The sequence below is a fragment of the Candidatus Symbiothrix dinenymphae genome, assembly GCF_001431085.1.
Genome location: NZ_BBRU01000368.1, coordinates 1 through 6,486, shown reverse-complemented (window position 1 = coordinate 6,486; position 6,486 = coordinate 1). Strand labels below are relative to the sequence as shown.

At 47.9% G+C, this 6,486-nt stretch carries 5 protein-coding genes and 4 pseudogenes; 5 read left to right on the top strand and 4 right to left on the bottom strand.

Annotation, left to right across the window (positions count from 1 at the left end):
- Nucleotides 1-128, top strand: a pseudogene (locus tag ASC50_RS08530) (4-hydroxy-tetrahydrodipicolinate reductase); the annotation flags it as partial.
- A 378-nt stretch (nucleotides 129-506) separates the two neighbouring features.
- Here the strand turns inward: ASC50_RS08530 and ASC50_RS08525 are convergent.
- A pseudogene (locus ASC50_RS08525) lies at nucleotides 507-893 on the bottom strand (S26 family signal peptidase); the annotation flags it as partial.
- Nucleotides 894-912: 19 nt separating this feature from the next.
- Here ASC50_RS08525 and ASC50_RS04365 point away from each other — a divergent pair.
- A complete protein-coding gene (locus ASC50_RS04365; RefSeq protein WP_158648421.1) occupies nucleotides 913-2,379 on the top strand; it encodes a DNA repair protein RecN in 1,467 nt (488 codons plus the stop codon).
- 6 nt (nucleotides 2,380-2,385) lie between these two features.
- Here ASC50_RS04365 and ASC50_RS04360 read toward each other — a convergent pair whose 3' ends face one another.
- Together ASC50_RS04360 and ASC50_RS04355 are read right to left on the bottom strand one after the other, a co-directional pair.
- The gene (locus ASC50_RS04360) at nucleotides 2,386-3,117 is read right to left on the bottom strand and encodes a hypothetical protein (RefSeq protein WP_056928753.1); all 732 of its coding nucleotides are present in this window, start codon (nucleotides 3,115-3,117) and stop codon (nucleotides 2,386-2,388) included.
- Between the two features lie 183 nt (nucleotides 3,118-3,300).
- A complete protein-coding gene (locus ASC50_RS04355) occupies nucleotides 3,301-4,104 on the bottom strand; it encodes an MBL fold metallo-hydrolase (protein ID WP_056928755.1) in 804 nt (267 codons plus the stop codon).
- Between the two features lie 67 nt (nucleotides 4,105-4,171).
- Here ASC50_RS04355 and dapB point away from each other — a divergent pair, with 67 nt between their 5' ends.
- From dapB to lepB, 3 genes and pseudogenes are all read left to right on the top strand, one after another.
- Entirely contained in the window at nucleotides 4,172-4,888 is a 717-nt protein-coding gene (gene dapB / locus ASC50_RS04350) for a 4-hydroxy-tetrahydrodipicolinate reductase (RefSeq protein ID WP_056928752.1), read from the top strand.
- 48 nt (nucleotides 4,889-4,936) lie between these two features.
- Nucleotides 4,937-5,170, top strand: coding sequence for a hypothetical protein (locus ASC50_RS04345; RefSeq protein WP_056928751.1), 234 nt, complete (start codon nucleotides 4,937-4,939; stop codon nucleotides 5,168-5,170).
- Nucleotides 5,171-5,215: 45 nt separating this feature from the next.
- Nucleotides 5,216-5,968: pseudogene (lepB, locus tag ASC50_RS08520) on the top strand (signal peptidase I); the annotation flags it as partial.
- 390 nt (nucleotides 5,969-6,358) lie between these two features.
- On the opposite strand, the pseudogene ASC50_RS08515 reads toward lepB, so the two are convergent.
- Nucleotides 6,359-6,486, bottom strand: a pseudogene (locus ASC50_RS08515) (4-hydroxy-tetrahydrodipicolinate reductase); the annotation flags it as partial.

The following is a 6,486-nucleotide window of genomic DNA, read 5'->3' as shown; positions in this document are numbered from 1 at the left end:
AAGCGGTGGTGGCAGGCACAACGGGCTGGCTGGAGAAGTTGGAAGAGGTGAAAAAAGCCTGCACGGACACCGGCAAAACCTTCTTCTACGCCTCCAATTACAGCATCGGCGTAAATATTTTCTTTGCGGAGTTGGTTGCCTTCGTAATTCACGATGCAGCGGCGATACAGGGCGATGTTTTCTTCGCTTAGCACAATCGTTGCGCCTCTTTTCGGAATCCACAGCGGACCAAAATTGTCGCGCGACCAGCCCGTGGCATAGTCGTAGGGGTAGGTTTTGTCGTTGAGGTTGTCGTCCGGAAGAATCGTAACCGACTTTGCCCAACCCTTTTTTTGCAACACCTCGCAGGCAGCCTGAGTCAGCGGCAGGCGGTCATACACGGGATGGTTTTGCCCCTCCTCATCGGTCGTCCAAAACAAATGCTGGTCGGCTTTGCTGACTTCCAATTCCTCAAATTGCTTCGCGGAAAGGGGATTTTTCGTCTCAACGAAGTAATCAAACTGCAATTTCCTGGGATTAGGTAATGCCTCACCGGTAATATACACTTGATTGTTAATGATTTGCAGACTATCGCCGGGCATTCCTATCAACCGTTTCACAAAATTTTCGCGCCGGTCAACAGGGCGATACATGATTTCGCCAAACTCCACCGGATGCGAATGAACCGCCTCTCTGCCATATAAATCAACTAACCGATAATAATCCGGATTTTGGGCAAGGAAAGCAATCGTGTCGCCCGCCGGAAAATTAAACACCACGATGTCGTTGCGCTTCAGCGAAGTAAGTCCTCGCAGCCGCTTGTATTTCCACAACGGTTTTTCCCAATACGAGTTGCCACCAACAAGCGGTAAGGTGTTGTGAGTCAACGGAAAAGCAACCGGCGTATTCGGCATTCGCGGACCGTAATTGACCTTGCTCACCAGCAAAAAATCACCCACCAGCAGGCTTTTTTCCGAACAAGAGTTGAGTTACGACCCGCACAACTGCATCCTCCGGCGGGAAATATGGCGGGAGGGCAAGTCACGCGCCTTTATCAACGATAGTCCGGTGGGTTTGAACGAACTGAAAACGCTCGGCACATCGCTCATCGACATCCATTCGCAGCACGAAAATTTGTTGCTGGTCGATAACAAATTTCAACTGCAAGTGCTTGACGTGTTGGCAAATAACCAACTCCTTCGCACGCAATACTCTATGGAGTACAAAAATCTTGTCGCCATTCGCAAACATTTGCAGGAATTGCAGGAAAAAGCGAAAGCGAGCACGGATGAACAGGAATATCTGCGATTTCAGCATCAACAACTCGCTGATGCACAGCTAAAACCCAACGAACAAGCGGATTTGGAGAACGAACAAGAAACTCTGACGCACCTTGAAGAAATAAAAACAGGGCTGTTCACCATCGAAAATCACCTCTCCGACGACACCCACGGCGTGGTAGTTGCCCTGAAAGAGGCTCTAAACACCTGCCAAACATTAGAAAAAGTGTATCCGTCCGCACAAGCAGCCACAGAGCGGCTGCAAACGGCTTACCTCGATTTGAAAGACTTGCAAACAAGCCTCAACAGCGAACAGGAAAAATTGGAACTCAACCCCGAACGCCTGAAATTAGTGAACGACCGCCTGGATTTGTTCTACTCGTTGCAGCAAAAACACAAGGTACAGACGGTGGAAGCACTCATCGAACTGCGCGACAAAATAGCCGAGCAATTGGAAGAAATTGAAAACTATGAGGAAGTCCTCGCCAAATTGCAACAAGAATTGGATGCAGCACAGAAAAAAGTGCGCGAACTTGCCGCCGAATTGTCCGCCACACGCCTGCGAGCAGGTGCCTATTTGGAAAAACAGTTGGTCGAAAAAGTGAGCGTGCTGGGGATGCCCTACATGCAGTTTGCGTGCCAAATTGACAAAAAAGAAACGCCCGACACAAGCGGTGGCGATACCGTTTGCTTCCTGTTTTCGGCGAATAAAAATGTCGCTCTCCGACCGGTGGCTCAAATTGCATCGGGCGGCGAAATTTCACGTTTAATGCTGGGTATCAAGGCATTAATTGCCGGAGCAACCGCATTGCCGAGCATCATTTTTGACGAAATAGACTCGGGCGTTTCTGGCGAAGTGGCAGACAAAATGGGACAAATCATGCACCGGATGGGCGATGTCATGCAAGTAATCACGATTACGCACCTCCCACAAATAGCGGCACAAGGCAACACGCACTATTTTGTCTATAAAGATGACGCAAAAGAAACGACAGAAACGCAAATCCATTGCCTCTCACCGGACGAACGCATCCGAGAAATTGCACAGATGCTGAGCGGGTCGGCGCTCACGGATGCCGCGATTGAAAATGCCAAAGAGTTGTTGAAAAGAGCCAATTAATAATGGTTAATGCTGCAATGTTAATGTTATTGGGCTGCTGATGCTTTTCCAAACTGTTGTTTCGCCTCCTGTGTAATATTTCAGATTGATGGTAATGTAGGGTCTTGTGGTTGTAGCTTCTGTGATTTCGGGAACAAGTATCGCCGAAAAGTCAAAGAAATGTGGCTCTGTGCCTACAACAAGAGAGTTTGATTCAGAAGGTGCACTACCTTTCGCCATCAAATAGGCATCGTAGGAGTAGTCGGCGGTCGCAACAAGTTCCAAACGATAGACAACAGTCTGATTTTCAAACATTGGACGTGCAATCTCTGAATACCAACGCTTGCTCAACAGAAAATTCACAAATTGCCCATTGGCGATGGAGTCGGTGTAGTCGCCGGGCACCGGCACTTCGGACACCAAAGTGACAGCAGTTTGTGCAATCGGGTCAGAAATATCTACTTGCATAGGCGTGATGTAGCCCTTTGTTGCATAATCGGGTTGTTGGGTCCAATCCACTTGAAATTGTGTCAGCACACATTCATTGGCATTCAAACTGCCTGCCTTGTCGCTCGGGACGACAACGGAGCCCCAATCCGTCTTCAGCAACGTGTTTGAGGCATCCACACCAACCACCGCAGGCATCACGCCGGACGTTTGCGTGTTTGCAACATTATCATCCAAACAGCCGCTCACTCCCACCAATACGAGCATCAGACTACATGAGAGGCACGTTTTCAAAACATTTTTTCGTTTCATAATATCTGTTTTTAGCCGCAAAGGTAGTGAAAATTTTTATTGCCCCGTCACAGAATTGCTCATTCATACTCCGGAAGGTTTATCCTGGCAGGCAGAGTATCTCGATTGATTACGGGTAGCAAGGATAAAGTAAAAACAGGCTTAACGGCAAAAAGTTAAGCCTGTTTTTTGCGATAAAAAACTTCATTCCAGCACATACATTTTTGAGGGAGCGGCGCGCTCCAATGTTACTAAATTGACGTTTTCTATGTTTATGGAGCGGAAATCCAGGGCTTCGCGCACGGTGCAGTAGGCGAGTTCGGCGCGGTTGTTTTCGCCGCTGAGGTGGCACAGCCAGATGTTGCGGAGGTGCGAGCTGAAGTTGGCGGCTAAAAAATTGGCGGTGTCGCTGTTGCACAAATGCCCCTTGCCGTTGGTGATGCGCTCTTTCAGCACATCGGGGTAGTTGCCGCTGAACAGCATTTCGGCATCGTAATTGGCTTCGATGACGAGGTGATTTGCCATTTTCAGGTGTTTGCCAACCTCGTCGTCAATTAGCCCGACATCCGTTGCGAGCACCCACTTTTGCTGCTCATATTCAACAAGATAGCCCACACAATCGGAGGCATCGTGCGGCACATTAAAGGCGGTGATGCTAAAATCTTTTATCTGAATGGGCGCGTTTTTTTCTATCGGTCGTCGGCTGGTAGCGTCCAATTTTTCGCGCACGAAAAAACTGCTGTTAATGCCATCCAAAACGGGCTGTGTGGCATAAACGGGGATATTATATTTGCTGCTCAATGCGCCAACAGCCTTGATATGGTCGGCATGGTCATGTGTTACAAACAAACCCATAATCTGCTCTAAACCAATACGATGGCTATTCAATCCGTCTTTAATTTGGCTGCAAGGAAGACCGGCATCGAAGAGAACGCCGTAGCTTTCTGTCCCCAAAAAATAGGAGTTGCCGCTACTCCCGCTTCCCAAACTCAAAAATTTTAACGCCATTTTTTCAATTTTCGCGCAAAGGTACGCAAAAAACAAAAATAATGTTGTACTTTTGCGCAAAAAAAGAATGAAAATAGCACTTATCGGGTACGGAAAAATGGGGCATGAGATTGAAGTCATTGCCTTGGAGCGCGGTCATAACATCGTGTCAATCATTGACATAGACAATCAAGCGGACTTTGATTCGCCCGCTTTTCTGTCGGCGGATGTGGCGATTGAATTTTCGCGCCCGGAAACGGCTTTTGCCAATTATCAAAAATGCTTTGAGCGCAATATAGCGGTGGTGGCAGGCACAACGGGCTGGCTGGAGAAGTTGGAAGAGGTGAAAAAAGCCTGCACGGACACCGGCAAAACCTTCTTCTACGCCTCCAATTACAGCATCGGCGTAAATATTTTCTTTGCCGTGAACAAACATCTGGCACGCATCATGAACGATTTCCCGCAATACGATGTGCGGATGGAGGAAATTCACCACATCCACAAATTGGATTCGCCCAGCGGCACAGGAATTAGCATCGCAGAAGGCATCCTGCAACACATCGACCGCAAAAAAACATGGCGAGAGGGCACCGAAGGCACCCCGGACGAACTGCTGATTGAAACCAAACGCCTCGGCGAAGTCCCCGGCTTCCACGAAGTAGTCTATGAATCGGAAGCCGACAGCATCCGATTCACGCACGATGCCAAAAACCGCAAAGGCTTCGCCCTCGGAGCCGTCCTCGCCGCCGAATTTGTGCAAGGCAAAAAGGGCTTTTTGACAATGAATGATTTATTGAAATTTTAAATAAAAAACAGTACCTTTGCAGCATAAAAAAATTAATACATATATATTATGGCATATAAAGAAATGACATTAGAAGAAAAGCTCGACATTGGAGTGAGAAGTATTCGATTGAGAGAAGCCGGGCAACTGGAAGAAGCGGACAGAGTGCGAAAACTGATACCACTGTCGCCGACCATGGCAAAATGGTGTAAGGACATGATTGGACCGGATTTCCTTATCCAACAAGGTTTTAACCTATCAGAAGCGGAGGAGGAATATGGAGCGGATTGGCTTACTCGCTAGAATAGCTTTCAATGTGGGTATGTGTGATATGAATCTTTATGAAATATGAATAATAAAATAATTGAAAAAATTAAGTTAGTGAAGTCTGTGAACCATTGGGATTGGGTTAAAGCCCTGATTTGGTGTCATTTGTATGGCTTTTTTGTGGCTTGGACGGGGTGTTGGTGGCTGTTGTTGGGGCTGCCGGTGGTGTTTGACGTTTATGTTACCAAATACATCCGCTGGGGGTGGTGGCGGGAGTTGACAAACCCCGTTTCTCGGCAGGTGATGAGTTGGGTGGATACCATTGTTTTTTGTTTGGTGGCAGTGTATGTGATAAATATTTTTGTTTTTCAGAATTACCAGATACCGAGTTCTTCGTTGGAAAAAAGCCTGCTGGTGGGTGATTTTTTGCTGGTGAGCAAGGTCAATTACGGTCCGCGAATGCCGAATACGCCGGTTGCTTTTCCGTTGACTCACAACACCTTACCGCTTGTTGGTGGCAACTCGTATTGGGAAAAACCGTTGTGGAAATACAAGCGGCTGCGAGGACTTACTTCGCTGAAGCGCAACGACATCGTGGTGTTTAATTTTCCGGCGGGCGACACGATTGCTTTCCTTGCCCAAAATCCGGATTATTATCGGTTAGTTGATTTATATGGCAGAGAGGCGGTTCATTCGCATCCGGTGGAGTTTGGCGAAATCATGTATCGCCCTGTTGACCGGCGCGAAAATTTTGTGAAACGGTTGATAGGAATGCCCGGCGATAGTCTGCAAATCATTAACAATCAAGTGTATATTACCGGTGAGGCATTACCTAATCCCAGGAAATTGCAGTTTGATTACTTCGTTGAGACGAAAAATCCCCTTTCCGCGAAGCAATTTGAGGAATTGGAAGTCAGCAAAGCCGACCAGCATTTGTTTTGGACGACCGATGAGGAGGGGCAAAACCATCCCGTGTATGACCGCCTGCCGCTGACTCAGGCTGCCTGCGAGGTGTTGCAAAAAAAGGGTTGGGCAAAGTCGGTTACGATTCTTCCGGACGACAACCTCAACGACAAAACCTACCCCTACGACTATGCCACGGGCTGGTCGCGCGACAATTTTGGTCCGCTGTGGATTCCGAAAAGAGGCGCAACGATTGTGCTAAGCGAAGAAAACATCGCCCTGTATCGCCGCTGCATCGTGAATTACGAAGGCAACCAACTCCGCAAAGAAAATATTTACGCCGATGCTGTAATTGGAGGCGTAGAAGAAGGTTTTGCCGGTGTCCGTGCAGGCTTTTTTCACCTCTTCCAACTTCTCCAGCCAGCCCGTTGTGCCTGCCACCACCGCTA